Origin of the sequence: Pedobacter frigoris (assembly GCF_032678645.1) — a bacterium.
GTDB lineage: Bacteria > Bacteroidota > Bacteroidia > Sphingobacteriales > Sphingobacteriaceae > Pedobacter > Pedobacter frigoris_A.
On sequence record NZ_JAVTSP010000001.1, the window covers coordinates 463,641 to 480,439 of the forward strand.

At 41.2% G+C, this 16,799-nt stretch carries 18 protein-coding genes; 10 read left to right on the forward strand and 8 right to left on the reverse strand.

What is annotated here, in order from left to right; translation table 11 throughout:
* Positions 1-612: a WbqC family protein gene (locus tag R2Q78_RS02045; RefSeq protein WP_316788409.1), complete on the reverse strand. Its 612-nt coding sequence runs from the start codon at positions 610-612 to the stop codon at positions 1-3.
* A gap of 92 nt (positions 613-704) precedes the next feature.
* On the opposite strand from R2Q78_RS02045, the gene R2Q78_RS02050 reads away from it, so the two are divergent.
* Positions 705-1,544 carry a lysophospholipid acyltransferase family protein gene (locus tag R2Q78_RS02050; RefSeq protein WP_316788410.1) on the forward strand — a complete coding sequence of 280 codons (840 nt, stop codon included), beginning with the start codon at positions 705-707 and terminating at the stop codon, positions 1,542-1,544.
* A complete protein-coding gene (locus tag R2Q78_RS02055) occupies positions 1,529-2,545 on the forward strand; it encodes a glycosyltransferase family 2 protein (RefSeq protein WP_316788411.1) in 1,017 nt (338 codons plus the stop codon). The genes R2Q78_RS02050 and R2Q78_RS02055 overlap by 16 nt, the downstream gene beginning before the upstream one ends.
* Here the strand turns inward: R2Q78_RS02055 and R2Q78_RS02060 are convergent.
* Together R2Q78_RS02060 and aroQ are read right to left on the reverse strand one after the other, a co-directional pair.
* A complete protein-coding gene (locus tag R2Q78_RS02060) occupies positions 2,542-3,504 on the reverse strand; it encodes a M28 family peptidase (RefSeq protein WP_316788413.1) in 963 nt (320 codons plus the stop codon). The two genes, R2Q78_RS02055 and R2Q78_RS02060, sit on opposite strands and share 4 nt — an antisense overlap.
* Positions 3,501-3,926: a type II 3-dehydroquinate dehydratase gene (gene aroQ / locus R2Q78_RS02065; RefSeq protein ID WP_316788414.1), complete on the reverse strand. Its 426-nt coding sequence runs from the start codon at positions 3,924-3,926 to the stop codon at positions 3,501-3,503. Before aroQ ends, R2Q78_RS02060 begins: the two co-directional genes overlap by 4 nt.
* Before the next feature lie 44 nt (positions 3,927-3,970).
* Here aroQ and xerD point away from each other — a divergent pair, with 44 nt between their 5' ends.
* A complete protein-coding gene (xerD, locus tag R2Q78_RS02070) occupies positions 3,971-4,870 on the forward strand; it encodes a site-specific tyrosine recombinase XerD (protein WP_316788416.1) in 900 nt (299 codons plus the stop codon).
* On the opposite strand, the gene prmC is transcribed toward xerD, so the two are convergent.
* Entirely contained in the window at positions 4,867-5,715 is an 849-nt protein-coding gene (prmC, locus tag R2Q78_RS02075) for a peptide chain release factor N(5)-glutamine methyltransferase (RefSeq protein ID WP_316788418.1), read from the reverse strand. The two genes, xerD and prmC, sit on opposite strands and share 4 nt — an antisense overlap.
* Before the next feature lie 48 nt (positions 5,716-5,763).
* On the opposite strand from prmC, the gene ribD reads away from it, so the two are divergent.
* The 5 genes from ribD to R2Q78_RS02100 all read left to right on the forward strand — a co-directional run bounded on the left by ribD (position 5,764) and on the right by R2Q78_RS02100 (position 9,660).
* Positions 5,764-6,819, forward strand: a complete 1,056-nt coding sequence (gene ribD, locus R2Q78_RS02080; protein WP_316788419.1) for a bifunctional diaminohydroxyphosphoribosylaminopyrimidine deaminase/5-amino-6-(5-phosphoribosylamino)uracil reductase RibD — start codon at positions 5,764-5,766, stop codon at positions 6,817-6,819.
* Positions 6,816-7,682, forward strand: coding sequence for an EamA family transporter (locus R2Q78_RS02085; protein WP_316788420.1), 867 nt, complete (start codon positions 6,816-6,818; stop codon positions 7,680-7,682). Before ribD ends, R2Q78_RS02085 begins: the two co-directional genes overlap by 4 nt.
* Positions 7,672-8,286 (forward strand): YigZ family protein, encoded by a 615-nt coding sequence (locus tag R2Q78_RS02090; RefSeq protein WP_316788421.1) that lies wholly within the window; start codon positions 7,672-7,674, stop codon positions 8,284-8,286. Before R2Q78_RS02085 ends, R2Q78_RS02090 begins: the two co-directional genes overlap by 11 nt.
* A gap of 87 nt (positions 8,287-8,373) precedes the next feature.
* Positions 8,374-9,243: a nucleoside phosphorylase gene (locus R2Q78_RS02095; protein WP_316788423.1), complete on the forward strand. Its 870-nt coding sequence runs from the start codon at positions 8,374-8,376 to the stop codon at positions 9,241-9,243.
* Positions 9,244-9,339: 96 nt separating this feature from the next.
* Entirely contained in the window at positions 9,340-9,660 is a 321-nt protein-coding gene (locus R2Q78_RS02100) for a hypothetical protein (RefSeq protein ID WP_316788425.1), read from the forward strand.
* Between the two features lie 102 nt (positions 9,661-9,762).
* Here the strand turns inward: R2Q78_RS02100 and R2Q78_RS02105 are convergent, their stop codons facing one another.
* Complete coding sequence (locus R2Q78_RS02105; RefSeq protein ID WP_316788427.1) at positions 9,763-12,042, reverse strand: GH92 family glycosyl hydrolase; 2,280 nt, start codon at positions 12,040-12,042, stop codon at positions 9,763-9,765.
* Between the two features lie 366 nt (positions 12,043-12,408).
* On the opposite strand from R2Q78_RS02105, the gene mnmA reads away from it, so the two are divergent.
* Positions 12,409-13,500, forward strand: a complete 1,092-nt coding sequence (gene mnmA / locus R2Q78_RS02110) for a tRNA 2-thiouridine(34) synthase MnmA (RefSeq protein WP_316788429.1) — start codon at positions 12,409-12,411, stop codon at positions 13,498-13,500.
* Between the two features lie 10 nt (positions 13,501-13,510).
* On the opposite strand, the gene R2Q78_RS02115 is transcribed toward mnmA, so the two are convergent.
* The 3 genes from R2Q78_RS02115 to R2Q78_RS02125 are packed head-to-tail and all read right to left on the reverse strand — an operon-like array spanning position 13,511 to position 15,719.
* Entirely contained in the window at positions 13,511-14,458 is a 948-nt protein-coding gene (locus R2Q78_RS02115; RefSeq protein WP_316788431.1) for a metallophosphatase, read from the reverse strand.
* Positions 14,436-15,200, reverse strand: coding sequence for a 5'-nucleotidase (locus R2Q78_RS02120; protein WP_316788433.1), 765 nt, complete (start codon positions 15,198-15,200; stop codon positions 14,436-14,438). The genes R2Q78_RS02115 and R2Q78_RS02120 overlap by 23 nt, the downstream gene beginning before the upstream one ends.
* Positions 15,201-15,203: 3 nt before the next feature.
* Positions 15,204-15,719, reverse strand: a complete 516-nt coding sequence (locus R2Q78_RS02125) for a glutathione peroxidase (protein WP_316788435.1) — start codon at positions 15,717-15,719, stop codon at positions 15,204-15,206.
* Between the two features lie 308 nt (positions 15,720-16,027).
* On the opposite strand from R2Q78_RS02125, the gene R2Q78_RS02130 reads away from it, so the two are divergent.
* Positions 16,028-16,702, forward strand: coding sequence for a DUF6266 family protein (locus R2Q78_RS02130; protein ID WP_316788437.1), 675 nt, complete (start codon positions 16,028-16,030; stop codon positions 16,700-16,702).
* Positions 16,703-16,799: the final 97 nt, after the last annotated feature.

Sequence of the window (16,799 nt, forward strand, 5' to 3'; positions counted from 1 at the left end):
TCAGATAAATAATTTGGATTGCGGACCCTGATTGAATAACAAATCCACTATACTTAGGTTTGGTATAAAGCCATGTCTATCGTCAAATACCTGAAAATAAGGTTTGAAATCAATATCTGGCCCGGTATTTTTAAAATGGAGTTTGCTTCTGAAATCCAGTTCCAGAGGTATGTCCGTTTCATATTCAGTGGTGTACTGTAATGAAGTCTCTTTTTTCAATTGTTTAAGTATCCATTGCATCAGCTCGGTATTATACTCAAAAAGATAATCGAACTTCGTATTGTAGAAATGAGCCAGTTCATCTTCATAATATTCAAAATAAGCCGAATTGCGATAGCAGCTCTCCAGGCTCTTCCAATGGAGTCGCTGCCAGTTATAATCATTGCTGATCTTTACATCTTTTACCTTAGTGTGCACCTTAGAACCCTTAATTACCGGCACGATCAGGTCCAAAATTCCATTTGGTGAATATATTCTGGCCCTGTTCCGGTAAGTTTGCTTGGGGAAATGCTCTTCTTTTTCTATGGTAAAATTACCCTCAAAGTCTTTTAAACCAGAAAAATAGCCGATTGGCGGAAGATAAAAAAGTGGGAATATAGCTGAACTTTGCATCTGATAATTTATGTTTGCATTCTCAATTCGCCAAAATAATGATAAAAAAAAGCTTTTCTTATATAGGAATATTTTTTTTAAACTTTTTGTCTTTGCTCCCCCTCTCCCTCCTGTACGGTTTCGCGACAGTAAGTTATTATTTTGTGTATTATATTTTTCGCTACCGCAGACAGGTAGTTCGTGAAAACCTTAGCAGTTCATTCCCGCAAAAACCACTTAAAGAGATCATTAGAATCGAGAAGCAGTTTTACAGACACTTGGCAGATCTAGTATTCGAAGTCATAAAAATGCCCAATATATCTAAGTCCGAACTGGATAAACGTGTAAAAATCAACAACCTGGAAATGGTCGAGAAGTATTATGCTGAAGGACAGAACGTACTCGCATGCAGCGCCCATTATTGCAATTGGGAACTGGGAATGCTTGCCCTCGGAGTTAAGCTCTCTGCCACACCTTATGTCATTTACAAACCTGTTAATAACGAAGTATATAGCAACTGGTTTTACAACCTGCGTACCCGTTTTGGAAATGCATTTATCCCGATGAAACAAACGCTCCGGGCACTTGTGGCTACTAAAAACGATGCTACCATGTTCTGCTTTGCCGGAGATCAGACACCGATACGCAGTGAGGCGAGGTATTGGATTAAATTTCTAAACCAACCGACAGCGGTACTAACTGGTTTAGAAAAGATTGCATTGCAGACCAACCGTCCTGTGCTCTATTTCAATATGAAATATATAAAAAGAGGGTATTATGAACTGGATTGTGAGCTGATCTGCAAAAACCCTAAAGAGACAAAGGGACATCAGATTACTGACATGACATTTGCATTCCTTGAAAAAATAATTAACGAAAATCCGCCGTACTGGCTGTGGAGCCACAGAAGATGGAAGCATAAACCCAATATAGAAGAATGGAACCAAGCGTAGCAGTAGTGATTTTGAATTGGAACGGACATGCATTACTTGAAAAATTCCTTCCAAGCGTAGTGAAATCTATATATGGTAACCTGCAGTTGATTGTTGGCGATAATGCCTCCACAGACGGTTCTGTTGCTTTTGTCAGGGAAAACTACCCCAATATCCGAATAATAGAAAATGACCATAATTATGGTTTTGCTGAAGGATACCGCAAATTATTGGAACAGGTAGACGCCGATTATTATGTGTTGCTGAATTCTGATGTAGAAGTTCCGGAAAACTGGATCCAGCCTGTCATAGATCAGATGCAAAGCGACCCAATGATCGCTGCAGCACAGCCTAAGATCAAATGGCAAAAAGACAAAACCCAGTTTGAATATGCGGGTGCTGCCGGCGGTTACCTGGATCTTCATGGATTCCCTTTCTGTAAAGGAAGGTTATTCGATACCGTAGAACCAGATCACCAGCAATACAATCAGGCCGGAGAGATTTTTTGGGCCAGTGGTGCTGCCCTGTTCATCAAAAGCAAGCAATGGAAAGAAGTTGGCGGCCTTGATCCTGATTTCTTTGCGCATATGGAGGAAATTGACCTTTGCTGGCGTTTAAAGAATCTGGGGTATAAAATTGTTTACTGTCCTGATGCCGAAGTTTATCACGTCGGTGGTGGTACTTTAAATGCAAACAACCCTTATAAAACCTATCTGAATTTTAGGAATAACCTCATTATTCTGCAAAAAAACCTGCCGCTAGCAGATGCATACTCCAGGGTATTTATCAGGATGTGCCTTGATTTTATTGCCTGGATCCATTTTTTGGTACAAGGAAAAACAGATTTTGCCTTTGCCGTAAATAAGGCGCACTGGCACTTCCTGAAAAGCCTGTCAACTAATGCAAAGAAAAGAACCGCAAAGCAGATCAGCTTTTCAAAGCATACCGGTCAATACCCATCCAGTATCGTTTATGCGTACTTTATCAAGAAAATCAGGTCCTTTAGCCAGTTGAAATTCTAGTTCTTCTTTTCCGGAACAAATAATATCGGGGCTGTCCTGTTGGCCACGCTTACAATTGCTTTGTAAATGTAATCACATACCATTTTTTCGCCCGCAACATTGATTAAGTCAATGCTATCCTCAGGTGTATGGTATTGCGGATGGCCGCCTGTATGAAATCCAAGTACAGAAATGTTCTTTTTGTAAAACGAAACGTGATCTGATCCGCCTACATCGTAAGCAATTACAATCGGATTAATACCAACAACCGGTCCCAGGCTTTTCATCAGTTCCATACCACCATCAAATGACGCTGCACCACCCATGTATAAATGCTTCTCAGCGTTCATGCGTCCCACCATATCCATGTTCAGCATCAGTTTTATAGATTCCAAAGGGATAACAGGATGCTCTGTAAAGTATCTGGAACCAAGTAAACCTTGCTCCTCTGCTCCAAAAGCAATCAGCAGCACACTGCGTTTCAAATCCTTATTAGCAGCAAGCATTTCGCCGATTTCCATTAATGCCGCTGTTCCGCTCGCGTTGTCATCGGCACCCAAATGAATGCCCACCGTGTCCGGTTTCTTAGAAGAAGCACCTCCCATTCCAAGATGGTCATAGTGAGCGCCCAGTACGATAAATTCATTTTTTAAAACTGGGTCAGTACCCTCGATATAACCGATCACGTTCTGAGTATTTGCATAAGGTGTATCAGTTACTCCTTTCTTTACCCTTATTTTAGCGGTAAACTCCTGCAAATAACTTTTACCATAGGGTTTTATACCTGATTTCTTAAAGTTTTTGATTAAGTAGTCTACGGTCTTTTTATTCTCTTTGGTTCCCGGGAATCTACCTTTCATTGAAGGTGAGGCAAGGAACTGAATATGATCTTTGATCTCTTTTTCAGTGACTTCCGTCTGTGCGAAAGCACCAAAACCCATGGCGCTTAGCGCAAGTATCAGTGTACTTTTTTTGATCATGACTGCTGTTTTAATAAACTTTCAATAGCCAATCTGTAACCATCCATTCCAAATCCGGTCAGTACACCTTTGCAGTTCTTACCCGTTAGTGATACATGTCTGTATTCTTCACGTGCATATATATTGGAAATGTGAACTTCAATAACAGGTGTTTTGATAGCAGCAATTGCGTCAGCAATCGCCACAGAAGTATGTGTGTATCCGCCTGCATTAATCACAATGCCATCATAAGTGAACCCTACTTCATGCAGTTTATTGATCAGTTCACCCTCCACATTGCTCTGGAAATAATCAATTTCCAGGATGCTGTACATCGCTCTCAATTCTTTGATATATTCATCAAAACCCTGATTTCCGTAAATTCCGGGTTCACGTACGCCTAAAAGGTTTAAATTTGGGCCATTAATAATTTGTATCTTCATCAGTTCAAACTTAAAGTTAAAAACTTACAGTAGAAAATTTTTGTGTGATTAATCAGCCCTACATCAGATCATTTAAAACTTACCTGAAACTGGAGCGGTCGCTATCTGGCAACTCTGTTGATGCTTATTTGAATGACATTGCTAAACTCTTTCAATATTTTGATTCCATAGATAAACAACCTGATGTTAAGGAGATTACCAGTGATCATTTAAAGTTATTTATTTCCTGGATCAACGAGTTGGGTATGTTGCCCAGTACACAGGCAAGGGTCATCTCCGGACTAAAGTCATTCTTCGGGTTTCTTCTGCTGGAAAATCTGATCACTACAGATCCTACTGAATTGCTTGAAGCTCCAAGACTTTCCAGAAAATTACCTGATACGCTAAACATACACGAGATCAATGCACTGATTGATGCCATTGATGCCTCTAAACCTGACGGCGTACGCAGTAAAGCCATCATAGAAGTTTTATACAGTTGTGGTTTGCGGGTATCTGAACTCGTGAGCCTCCGGCTGTCCAATATTTTCGAGGAAGGCGGCTTTATCAAAGTTGTGGGGAAAGGCAATAAAGAAAGAATAGTGCCTATTGGCGATAGTGCACTCAAGTATATGAACATCTACATCAGCCAAACCAGGGTAGACATTCCCATAAAAAAGGGATTTGAAGATTACATCTTTTTAAACCGCTCGGGCAGTTCATTATCACGTATATCTGTATTTACCATGATCAAGTCACTGGCAGAGAAAATAGGGCTCAAGAAAGACATCAGTCCACATACATTCCGTCATTCCTTTGCTACGCATTTAATAGAGGGCGGCGCCGATTTACGTGCCGTTCAGGAAATGCTGGGCCATTCAAGTATCACAACCACAGAGATATATACACATCTGGACAGGGATTACCTCAGGGGTATCATTACAGATTTTCATCCAAGGAGCTAACGCACCAATTCACATCTGACCATCCTGTCCTTTCCCTGCATATCTTTTCTCAACACAATGTCTGAAAATGCTTTATTCCTGAGCATATCCACTGTTTCTTTGCCCAGGTGCTCATTAATTTCAAAGTAAAGCAAGCCGCCTTCCTTTAAAGACTGCAGTGCAAAATCCGCTATTGCTTCATAGAACACCAGTGGTTTTTCATTAGATACAAACAGTGCCAGATGCGGTTCATGAGCAAACACATTTTGATGCATTTCCTCCTGCTCATCCATAGTAATGTAAGGCGGATTACTTACAATCACGTCGAATTTTTCTCTGCTGCAGTAAGTTCTGATGTCCGCTTCTGTAAAAATCACATCAGATTTATTTAATGTAGCATTAGACATTGCTATCTCAAGTGCTTCTTTAGATACATCCAGTCCAAACACCACATTTCCGGGCAACTTTTTCTCCAGTGTAATGGCTATGCAGCCACTCCCGGTCCCGATATCTATAAATTTTAAGCCTTCTTTTAATTTGCAATCTTCGATGATCCACTCCACCAGTTCTTCTGTTTCCGGCCGGGGGATCAGAACAGACGGAGAAACCTTAAAGCGTAATCCATAGAACTCCGTTTCACCCAGCACATATTGCATAGGTACTCCGGTGCTGAGTTCATCTAATGCCTTTATATAAGCATCGTAAACTGCTTTACTTAGCTCTTCTTCTTTTTTAAAAGTCAGTTCTACTCTGCTCAGACCAGAAATGTGCTCAGCTACAATATTAAAAATAGAAGTGATTTCTGTCTCCCCGTACAGATCCTGTAATCGTACAGTAAAAAGTTGCAATACCTGCTTTAAATTCATCCTATACAAAAGTAACTAAATCGAACAATATACCTTACTTTTGCGACAATGACCGACGAATTATATATGCAGCGATGCCTCGAACTGGCGCAACTGGGGATAGGCAGTGTAAGTCCAAATCCTATGGTGGGCTGCGTCATTGTATGTAATAATAAAATCATTGGTGAAGGTTATCATGAGGAGTACGGGAAGGCACATGCCGAAGTAAACGCGGTAAACCAGGTACTTCAAACTTATGGTGATCAGGCAGAAACACTCCTTGCAACTGCTACTGCATATGTAAGTCTCGAGCCTTGCGCTCATTTCGGAAAAACACCTCCATGCGCAGATCTGCTGATCAGGTACAAGTTAAAGAAAGTAGTGATCGGCAACAGAGACCCCTTTCCTGATGTAAATGGCAAAGGAATAGAACGTTTGAAAAATGCGGGAATTGAAGTCGTATCGGGAGTTCTGGAAAAGGAATGTACGATGGTCAACAAACGCTTCTTTACCCGTATTAGTCAGCAAAGACCGTATTTTATCCTAAAATGGGCTACCACTGCTAATGGTTACTTTGCTCCTAAAAATGCGTTGCAGCAATGGATTAGCGGTCCTCTGGCCAAAGTGTTAGTTCACAAGTGGAGAACCGAAGAAGACGCAATTCTAGTGGGTAGCCAGACTGCTGTCGCCGATAACCCACGACTCAGTTCACGGGAATGGCCGGGAAATAATCCTTTAAGGATCCTTATAGACCGTAACCTTAGGGTGCCACAATCCAGCCACATTTATAATGACAATGCTAAAACCGTCATCTTCAATGAAATAAAAACTGAGGTTATCGGTAACATCCATTACATTCAAATGGAAGACATGCAATACTACCTTCCTCAGAAAATAGCTTTTCAGCTTTACCTGATGGATGTACAATCTGTTATTATTGAGGGTGGCGCTAATATCCTCAACCAGTTTATACAAGGCAATTTATGGGATGAAGCCCGTGTATTTACATCGGGAACCTCGTGGCAGGAAGGCATTACTTCTCCGGAGGTCAATGGAATCATTGCCGAACAATACCAAATAGATAAGGATCAGTTAACCATCTATCAAAACCAACCAAATCAATGATTTACCTCATTATCAGCATATTTTGTAGTGTTACAGTAGCCGTACTTTTAAAACTTGCCAAAAGGTATAAAATCAGTATTCCTCAGGCGGTTACCTGGAATTATCTTTTTGCAATAGGACTCAGCTGTTTCTTTTTTAAACCCGACTTGTCTCAACTCATAACTACCTCTCCTGATAAGGTTTATCTGGCTCTGGGTGTACTGTTACCTGTTGTCTTTTGGTGCCTCGCAGCATCAGTGAAAAACATCGGAATTGTTAAAACAGACATTGCGCAGCGTCTGTCACTGTTCATTCCAATTTTAGCGGCATACTTTCTTTTCAACGACCAGTTTAAAACTGTAAAGCTCATAGGTCTAGCAGTTGGATTTACAGCGATCTTTTTTACCCTATACAAAAAGAGCGGCAATAAGACCAAAGGATCAGGCTGGATCTATCCCATTATGGTCTTTGTTGGTTTTGGTGTAATCGATATCTTATTTAAGAAAGTAGCACAGATCAAAAGCATCCCCTATACCAGCTCGCTTATCATTATTTTTGCACTGGCTTTCATCATTTCTATCATTACACTCTTATACCTGGCTTTTATTAAAAAGCAAAAACTACAGCTCATCAACTTCATATGTGGCTGTATCCTGGGCTTCTTCAATTTTTTCAACATCTTATTCTATTTGAAAGCGCATCAGGCCATGTCAAACGACCCTTCTACTGTTTTTGCGGGGATGAACATGGGTGTGATCATCGTCGGTAGCCTTGTTGGTATACTGATCTTTAAAGAAAAGCTAAATAAACTAAACTACCTTGGGCTTGCACTTGCTCTGGCGGCCATCATTTTAATTACCATATCGCAGATCTATGCTGTTTGATGATACTTATAAAACTATAAATGCTTCCTCTGAAGGTATATTTCGTGACAAGGGCAGTAAGTTTATTGCTTATGCTTACCCGGTTGCCACAGATGAAGAGATAAAGCCTCTCCTCCAGAATTTAAGAGCTGAACATGCCAAGGCAAGGCATTTCTGCTGGGCGTTGCGGTTGAGCCCTGATCGCAGTGTTTTTCGCATACAGGACGATGGTGAACCATCCGGCACGGCGGGCCGACCAATACTAAATGCCATGCTCTCGGCTGATGTCACTAATCTACTGATTGTCGTTGTCAGGTATTTTGGAGGAACATTGCTTGGCGTTCCCGGTCTGATCAATGCCTATAAAACTGCAGCAGCAGAAGCAATAGCAGCTGCACAGGTCGTAGAAAAGACCGTAAATGACGTTTATGAAGTTCAGTTTGACTACCTGGTGATGAACGATGTCATGAAACTGGTCAAGGATGAACAACTCAACGTACTTTCTCAGAATTTCGACAACTCCTGCAGTCTTAAATTTGAAGTTAGAAAGGCAAATTTGAATGGAGTAGTCGGCCGGTTTGATAAAATTGAAGGTGCAAAGCTAAAGTATCTGTATACCGCTTAAAAATCTTTTCGCACACATAACTGATCCTTCTGCCCTCTTTCTCATTCGAATCATTGCGCTCCGGTCAATTATTCCTTAACTTTAAGCATGCAACAGAAATTATCAGAATCCGACCTGATCATCAATCCAGATGGCAGTATCTATCACCTCAACATCAAACCTGAGGATCTTGCTCAGACCATCATCACTGTTGGTGATCCAGATCGCATAGCTGAAGTATCTAAACATTTTGACCGCATAGAACTTAAGAAAGGGAAACGGGAATTCATTACCCATACCGGATATATCGGCCAGAAGCGAATTACCTGTATCTCCACAGGCATTGGGACTGATAATATCGATATCGTATTCAACGAACTGGATGCGCTGGTCAACATTGATTTCAATACCCGCCTGGTAAAACCCCAACTCACTTCATTAGACATTATACGTATAGGCACTTCAGGAGCCATTCAGCCCGATATACCAATGGGTACGATACTGGCCTCATCTTTTGGCCTCGGACTAGATGCACTCATGCAATATTATATTCACGAGCTTTCGGGCGATGAACACAGCATATTAGATAGCTTTAAATCTAATTTTTCGCATATCAAAGGCATTACTCCATATCTGACTGCTGCTGATCAGACATTGCTGAATACCATAGGCAAAGACATGGAGCATGGTATTACTGTTACCGCTCCCGGCTTTTATGCGCCTCAGGGCCGACAAGTACGTGCCCGGAATGCCGTACCTAATCTGATCACCTTATTAAACAGTTTCCAATATCAAAATCAAAGAATTACCAATCTGGAAATGGAAACAGCAGGCATCTATGCACTGGCAAAAGTTCTGGGACATAAAGCATTATCTGTAAATGCAATTCTGGCAAGTCGTGTCAATTTTCAGTTCAGCACTGAACCTGGCAAAGTAGTTGATAAGGCTATAAAGATGGTTTTAGAAAAATTAGTATAATATCCCTTTTTTGGGTCATTTTCACTATATTTCGATAAAATTGTCAAACAAAGAAGAACATTACAATGTTGATTTAACAGATAAACGAGAAGCAATATGTTTAGGAAAGTAAAAGATAAATTGAAGATATCAATCATCAGTTCCCTGCTAAAGGATTATGAGACAGAGGAATTAGAATCAGGAAAAAGGCTGGTTTCAGTAATAGCAGGTGTTTATATACTTCAGAAAGGAATCAGAAAGATCCGCAAACATCCTATCACCGCATTTGAAGAAGTGGCCTTAGGAAGTATCCTGCTGTACAGCGCAGCAAGTGGCCTCAATAAAAAGATCATCAAAAAACCTGTAGAACCTGCAGACATTAGAAGAAACCAGATTCAGGGCAATGATCCAAGATCTGCTGTACCCGCATTCGTTTAGCACCAGCTATGCACCCTGGTTTCCTTAAAATTCAGTGTCTGGGAAGGGACATAGGAACTATTTGCGCTGAAGAAGCGCAAATAGTTCCAGTCCCGGAGCAGATCACTTAATTTTCCCCGTCATGACAAAAGTCAGCTTACCCCCATTCGTAATATCCGCATGCTTTATCTTAAACCCGTTTAAAGTCTTCCCATTCAATAAAACCTTAGAAACATACACATTCTTATCGCTCTGATTCAATGCCTCCACAGTAAATGTCTTTCCATTTTCAAGAGAAAGCACCGCGTTTTTCACTGCCGGACTTCCCAGCGCATACTCATCAGAGCCGGGTGCTACCGGATAAAAACCCAACGAAGAAAATAGATACCAGGCACTCATTTGTCCGCAATCATCATTTCCTCCCAAACCATCAGGAGTCGGTTTATACTGCATTTTCAAGATCATCCTGATTTTTTCCTGTGTTTTCCATGGCTGACCCACCCAGTTATACAAATACGCAACGTGATGTGCTGGCTCATTGCCATGCACATAACCACCAATAATACCCTCACGTGTAATGTCTTCCGTCTCAGCAAAAAACTCATCCGGCAGGTGCATGGAGAATAAAGAATCTAATCTCGAAGCCACACGTTTGGCCCCTCCCATCTGCACAATCATCTCCGAAGGATCCTGAGGAACGAAGAAACTATAGTTCCAGGTATTTCCTTCTATAAAACCCTGTCCATGAGTACTCAAAGCATCAAATTCCTTTTTGAAAGAACCGTCAGCGAGCTTAGGACGCATAAAACCTATAGATTTATCAAATACGTTCTTCCAATTGCCCGCACGCTTAATAAATTGAGCATACACATCATCCCTACCCAATTTTTTGGCGATCTGTGCGATGCACCAATCATCATAGGCATACTCCAAAGTATTCGAAACTGAGGTTCCGCTGCGTTCAGCAGGAATATAACCCATATCTATATAATCACCTATCCCCTCGTAATCGCGATGATTAGCAGTCACGATACAGGTCTCCAGCGCCTTTTGGGCATCGCCGTTGTATACCCCTTTAATAATGGCATCGGCGAGTACCGACACACTATGGTAGCCGCTCATACACCAGTTGTCATTTGCATAATGCGACCAGATCGGCAGCATTTTCAACGCGCTCTGGTCATAATGCGCCATCATAGACTTCACCATATCATTATTACGGGAAGGCTGCATGATGTTAAAGAAGGGATGTAAAGCCCTGTAAGTGTCCCATAACGAAAAGGTAGTATAGTTGGTAAAACCATCCGCTTTATGTACCCCCTGGTCTAAACCCTTGTATTCGCCGTTTACATCACTATAATTCGTCGGATTGATAAACGCATGATATAATGCAGTATAAAAATTGATCTTGTCATCTTCAGCAGCATCAATTTTTATTTTGTTCAGTTCCTTATTCCAATCGGCCTGGGCATTAGATTTAAATTTATTGAAGTCCCATCCCTGTGCCTCAGTTCTCATATTCATCAGTGCATTTTCCTGGCTCACCGGCGATAAAGCAAACTTGATCTGGATCTTTTCCTGCTCTTGTGTTGCGAAATCAAAATACATTCTGATGCGTTTCCCCGCGATTTCAGGGAAGTTTTTGGTTTGATCAAACTTCCTCCAGAATCCCTTGTAAGCCTGTGCTTTATCGAAATTCTTCTGACCATAAGCTTTAAATGGTTTAGAGAAAGACATTGCGAAATACACCGTACGTGTACGTGCCCAGCCGTTGGTTTGTCTGTATCCAGTGATTAAAGTATCATTCACCACCCTGACGTAAGTCCACACCGTCTTATCATCGTAGTTATAAATGCCCGACATCAGGTCCAGGATAATATGGGAATTATCCGATTTTGGAAAAGTATACTGGTGTATCCCTACCCTGTTTGTAGCGGTCATTTCTGCTGTGATGTGATCATCATCCAGTTTGACCTTATAATACCCTGCTTCGGCAGTCTCATTTGCATGAGAAAAAGCCGAACGGAAGCCGGATTTAGGATCATCAGCGGTTCCGGGATTTAACTGGAGTTTGCCCTGAGTAGGCATGATCAGGAAATCGCCGAGATCAGAATGCCCTGTGCCGCTAAAATGCGTATGACTGAAACCAACGATGGTTTTATCCTCATACTTATACCCTGCACAGTACTTGTAAACCTCACCATTGTACTTACCATTAAGTTCATAAGACAAAGTATCTGTATCGGGACTCAGTTGCACCGCACCAAAAGGCACCGTAGCACCCGGATAAGTATGCCCCATTTTCTGCGTTCCGATAATTGGCCTCACATATTTCACCAGACTTTGCTGGGCGCTGGCAAGTACCGGCGACAATAACAAGCAGTACAATAATGCTTTCTTCATTTTGTGGTTTGTTTGATAAGGCTAATATAAAAATTTATTTATTAAAAACCTGCTTAAATCATTTGCTAATACGTTTGTGTTGTAGTCTTAATCACTTATATCAACAGCTCTGAAAACCCCAGGTCATCTAGTATCCAATACCCATCCATCTCCACCTTCCTCACCTCCCAGCTTTCCTAAAAATTCAGTGTTTGGGATGGGACATAGGAACTATTTGCGCTTCTTCAGCGCAACTGGTTCCCGTCCCGGAGCAGATCACTTAATTTTTTCTTGACAAACCTTTCACCAAACTATCATCAAAATCCTGTACTTTTGCACCCTATAATATTAATCACCGGACTTTGAACCCGGGGCAGCATTAAAAACATGAGTAAAAGAGGAAGAATATTAGTCGCCATGAGTGGCGGCGTCGATAGTTCAGTAGCCGCAGTAATGCTACACGAACAAGGATACGAAGTAATAGGCCTGACCATGAAAACATGGGACTATGCCACTTCAGGAAGCAGCAGTAAAGAAACAGGTTGCTGCAGTCTGGATAGCATCAATGATGCACGTACTCTGGCCGTAAACTACGGATTCCCCCATTATATATTAGACATCAGAGACGAGTTTGGAGATTTTGTGATCGACAACTTTGTAGACGAATACCTTGCCGGACGCACCCCTAACCCATGCGTCCTGTGCAATACCCACATCAAATGGGAAGCCTTATTGAAACGTGCAAATAAACTGGATTGCGAATTTATAGCTACAGGACATTATGCAAATATCCGTCAGCAAGACAGCGGCCGCTATGTGATTTCAAAAGGTAAAGACGAAAATAAAGACCAGTCTTATGTGCTTTGGGGCGTATCACAGGAAAACCTGGCAAGAACCCAATTCCCTTTAGGATCTTTTGCAAAATCAGAGATCAGGCAGATGGCTTTAGATATGGGACAGGAAGAACTGGCTAAAAAAAGCGAAAGTTATGAGATCTGTTTTGTGCCGGATAATGATTACCGTGCCTTCCTGAAACACAAAGTTGAAGATCTGGAAGACCGTGTTGCTGGCGGTAATTTCATCACCAAAGACGGAATGGTTGTAGGTCAGCATAAAGGATATCCTTTCTATACCATCGGACAACGTAAAGGACTTGGTATTGCATTTGGCGAACCTATGTTTGTGACCCAGATCATGCCAGAGAGCAATACTGTGGTATTAGGCAGAGCCGAAGATCTGGAAAAACGCGAAGCTTTGGTGCGCAATGTAAATCTGGTAAAATACGGATCAATCACAGAACCTCTGGATAATGTGGTGACCAAGATCAGGTATAAAGATGCAGGTATGCTGAGCACTATTGTTCAGGAAAATGATAAAATGCGTGTGGTGTTTGACCACAATGTATCTGCTATTGCACCGGGACAATCAGCTGTTTTCTACGAAGGAAATGACCTGCTTGGCGGCGGCTTTTTAATATAAGCCTGATCCGCTAAATCTCATTAGATATCAAATAAGGCGAGCCTGTTTTTACACGCTTGCCTTTATTTTTTTCAAAATAATAATCTATTCTGCCCAGGTTTATTCCTGCAAAGCCAACCTGGTTTATAGTGGTGATCTCGCCATCCAGGTTCTTTACATCCTCAGGTTGCTCCATAAAAGTATGCGTATGTCCGCCGATGATCAGGTCAATGTTGCGGGTATTTTTGGCCAATACCTGATCAGAAACTTTAGCAGTAGTATATTTATAGCCAAGGTGCGACAAACAAATCACCAGATCGCATTTTAATTCATGCTTCAGCAGCACAGCCATTTCATTTGCTTTATTTACAGGATCAAGATATACTGTCTCACCATAATTCCTGTCATCTACCAATCCTTTCAGTTCCAGTCCAATCCCGAATACGCCGATCTTCAATCCGCCTTTTTTAAATACTTTATAGGGCTGTGTCGAACTGTGCAGCAAAGTATTTGAAAAATCATAATTGCTACATAAAATAGGAAAATCAGCATGTGGCAATTGCTTATGGAATCCCTCCAGACCATTGTCAAAATCATGGTTGCCCATTGTGGCGGCATCGTATCTCATGGCCGACATCATTTTCATTTCCACTTCACCACCATAAAGGTTGAAGTATGGCGTTCCCTGAAAAATATCTCCCGCATCCAATAACAATACGTTGGGCTCTTTAATGCGTATTTGGCCAACCAATGCAGCGCGTCTTGCCGTACCACCTAAGCCCTGGTATTTAGACCCATCAAGAGGAAAAGGCTCTATCCGGCTATGTACGTCATTGGTATGCAGGATGGTCAGTTTTACCAGATCAGTCTTTTCTAGCGCCAGTGCGTCCATTGAATCCAGTGCTAATGCAAACGTCGCCGTCGCAAGCGCCCCTGTTTTTATGAAATTCCTTCGGCTAAGCTTTAGTAATTCGTCCATCTAATTCCGGATTAAGGGTTTTTCCCTGGGCTTCAGTTTCTTTGATGTGATTCAATAAGGCATCACGTATCTTAAGGCCGAGAACTTTCTTTTCGTTAATACCTTTAAAAACCGGCACGTTGTCACCCCCTCCACCGATATAATCAGAAGTAAGAATGCGATAAGTTTTATCCGGATTCAGTGGTTTACCATTGATCAAAACATCAACAGCGGTCTTGTTTCTGATCTTCATTTTTAAACGTGATACCGGCTGTCCATTCGTGCTGGCTATAAAATTCAGGATACTTTTTACTTCAGTTCCTTTTACATTGAATATAACCAGTTCATTTTCAAAAGGCATCAGTTCAAATACATTAGATACAGTAATGTTGCCTTTAGGAAGATCAACCCTCAGTCCGCCCTTAGTAGAAGGCAAAGCAAAGTCAATATTGGCATCCATTTTCAATGCCTGCTGCAGCACCGCATCTGAAAAGAAATTACTCAAAAGACTCTCAGGCAAAGTATCACTGCTTTTCTTTGACATTAAAACTGCAGAGTGTCCAATGACCTGACTCATTTCAGCATCCAGTTTCGCTTTATACGGCAGGTATTTCCTGATGATATTACTGTCAGGCAATAAATCCCGATTGATGCTGTAATCAGAGCGATTACTTCTAACCACATTATAGCCTGAAGAACAGGAAGCTATGCTGAAGGCCAGCAATAAGATTGCATAAATTCGAAAAGATCTGCAATAGTGCATTTTCTATTTTAAGTTCTTTACGATATCATCACTCAAAGGAGTAGTTTTTGAACGGAAACGGTGAACCAGCTGACCTTTTTCATTGATCAGGAATTTCTCGAAGTTCCAGTTGATATCGCCTTTAAAATCAGGATTTTCTGCTGTGGTTAAATACTTAAATAAAGGAGTGATGTCGGCTCCTTTTACACTGCTTTTTTCGGCAAGGAGGAAAGTCACGTTGAACTTACCGGTACAGAATTCTTTGATCTCGCTATTGGTAGCCAGTTCTTGTCCGCCAAAGTTACCAGCCGGAAAACCTATTAACACCAAATTCTTACCATATTGCTTGTGCAACTTCTCCAGCTCATCATATTGCGGCGTGTAACCACATTTGGAAGCTGTATTTACGATCAGAATTTTCTTTCCTTTAAATTTTGAGAGTTTAATTTCTTTGCCGTCAAGGGTTTTGAAAGAGAAATCATAAACGCTTTTTGCCGGTGGGTTTAGAAACAAGCTAAGGATAAGCAATAATGTAGTCATAATAATCGGGTTAAGGGTTGGAACCGTATGGTTCATAATTGTACTTACGAAGTTAAGCACAAAAAGATTGCTTTCATATAATCATTAAGTAAAAAGATTGTGTGCATACAAGAGCAGATGTGCTACAATTTTCTCTTGCTTTTGTCTTGCTTTTCTCTTGCTCCTCTCTTGCTATTGTCTTACTCAAGCAGGAAAATAGCAAATTTAAGACAAAAGTGTTTCTGGTTAAATAATGGACCAAATACTTTGTAACTTGCCTGGATATTAGGTATATTAGCGTAACTTATTATTAACAAAAAAACACTGACATGGCACGTTTAAAATTCGGCCCCTGGGGCGGTATTGTCGGCGCATTAGGTAACCACGTAGGTTACATCCGTAAAGGGATCGCTATATTGAGGATGAAGTCCCATCCCACAAATAAAAAAAGGACTGATAAACAGAAGGCAACCACACAGCGCTTCCAGCTGATGATTAAATTCATTGCAACAATGAATAGTTTTACCAATGTAGGCTTTGATGTAGCCGCGCGAAAGGTATCACCAACAGCACAGAACCTTGCGGTATCTTACAATACAAAGAATGCGATTACCGGTGAATATCCGAATCAGGAAATCGATTATCCAAACGTAAGGGTTTGTGAAGGAAGTTTGCCTTTGCCCGCAGATGTGGATGTGACAGCTGATGATATGGGTGAGCAGGTTAAACTGGTATTTAACTGGGAGCCGGAAACAGATCTCCCAGGCGCGAGTCACCGGGATCAGGTCATGATGCTGGCTTACCTCCCTGAAGTAAAAGAATCCGTTTATCTTGACAGTGGTGCCCGTAGAAATGAAGGGCAGGATTTCTTGATGATTTTCAAGAATTATGGAGCTAAACGTAATCCCAAAGTAGTAACCTATGCGGAAACTTACATTGCTTTCGTAGCCAACGACAGGGACAGTATCTCTAACAGTTTATATTGTGGACGTATTGAATTCTAAGTACTGCAATTGAGCCTTTTAGAAAATAAATTATTAGAAAATTTAGATCGGATTTTGATTATAGCCTTATTTATAGCTTTATTTGCAGAAAAACCTC

Excerpts from the sequence above, each read along its gene's own strand:
- R2Q78_RS02045 (WP_316788409.1), bottom strand. The coding sequence starts at position 612 with ATGCAAAGTTCAGCTATATTCCCACTTTTTTATCTTCCGCCAATCGGC.
- R2Q78_RS02055 (WP_316788411.1), top strand. The coding sequence starts at position 1,529 with ATGGAACCAAGCGTAGCAGTAGTGATTTTGAATTGGAACGGACATGCA.
- R2Q78_RS02060 (WP_316788413.1), bottom strand. The coding sequence starts at position 3,504 with ATGATCAAAAAAAGTACACTGATACTTGCGCTAAGCGCCATGGGTTTT.
- aroQ (WP_316788414.1), bottom strand. The coding sequence starts at position 3,926 with ATGAAGATACAAATTATTAATGGCCCAAATTTAAACCTTTTAGGCGTA.
- prmC (WP_316788418.1), bottom strand. The coding sequence starts at position 5,715 with ATGAATTTAAAGCAGGTATTGCAACTTTTTACTGTACGATTACAGGAT.
- ribD (WP_316788419.1), top strand. The coding sequence starts at position 5,764 with ATGACCGACGAATTATATATGCAGCGATGCCTCGAACTGGCGCAACTG.
- R2Q78_RS02085 (WP_316788420.1), top strand. The coding sequence starts at position 6,816 with ATGATTTACCTCATTATCAGCATATTTTGTAGTGTTACAGTAGCCGTA.
- R2Q78_RS02090 (WP_316788421.1), top strand. The coding sequence starts at position 7,672 with ATGCTGTTTGATGATACTTATAAAACTATAAATGCTTCCTCTGAAGGT.
- R2Q78_RS02095 (WP_316788423.1), top strand. The coding sequence starts at position 8,374 with ATGCAACAGAAATTATCAGAATCCGACCTGATCATCAATCCAGATGGC.
- R2Q78_RS02100 (WP_316788425.1), top strand. The coding sequence starts at position 9,340 with ATGTTTAGGAAAGTAAAAGATAAATTGAAGATATCAATCATCAGTTCC.
- R2Q78_RS02105 (WP_316788427.1), bottom strand. The coding sequence starts at position 12,042 with ATGAAGAAAGCATTATTGTACTGCTTGTTATTGTCGCCGGTACTTGCC.
- mnmA (WP_316788429.1), top strand. The coding sequence starts at position 12,409 with ATGAGTAAAAGAGGAAGAATATTAGTCGCCATGAGTGGCGGCGTCGAT.
- R2Q78_RS02115 (WP_316788431.1), bottom strand. The coding sequence starts at position 14,458 with ATGGACGAATTACTAAAGCTTAGCCGAAGGAATTTCATAAAAACAGGG.
- R2Q78_RS02120 (WP_316788433.1), bottom strand. The coding sequence starts at position 15,200 with ATGCACTATTGCAGATCTTTTCGAATTTATGCAATCTTATTGCTGGCC.
- R2Q78_RS02125 (WP_316788435.1), bottom strand. The coding sequence starts at position 15,719 with ATGACTACATTATTGCTTATCCTTAGCTTGTTTCTAAACCCACCGGCA.
- R2Q78_RS02130 (WP_316788437.1), top strand. The coding sequence starts at position 16,028 with ATGGCACGTTTAAAATTCGGCCCCTGGGGCGGTATTGTCGGCGCATTA.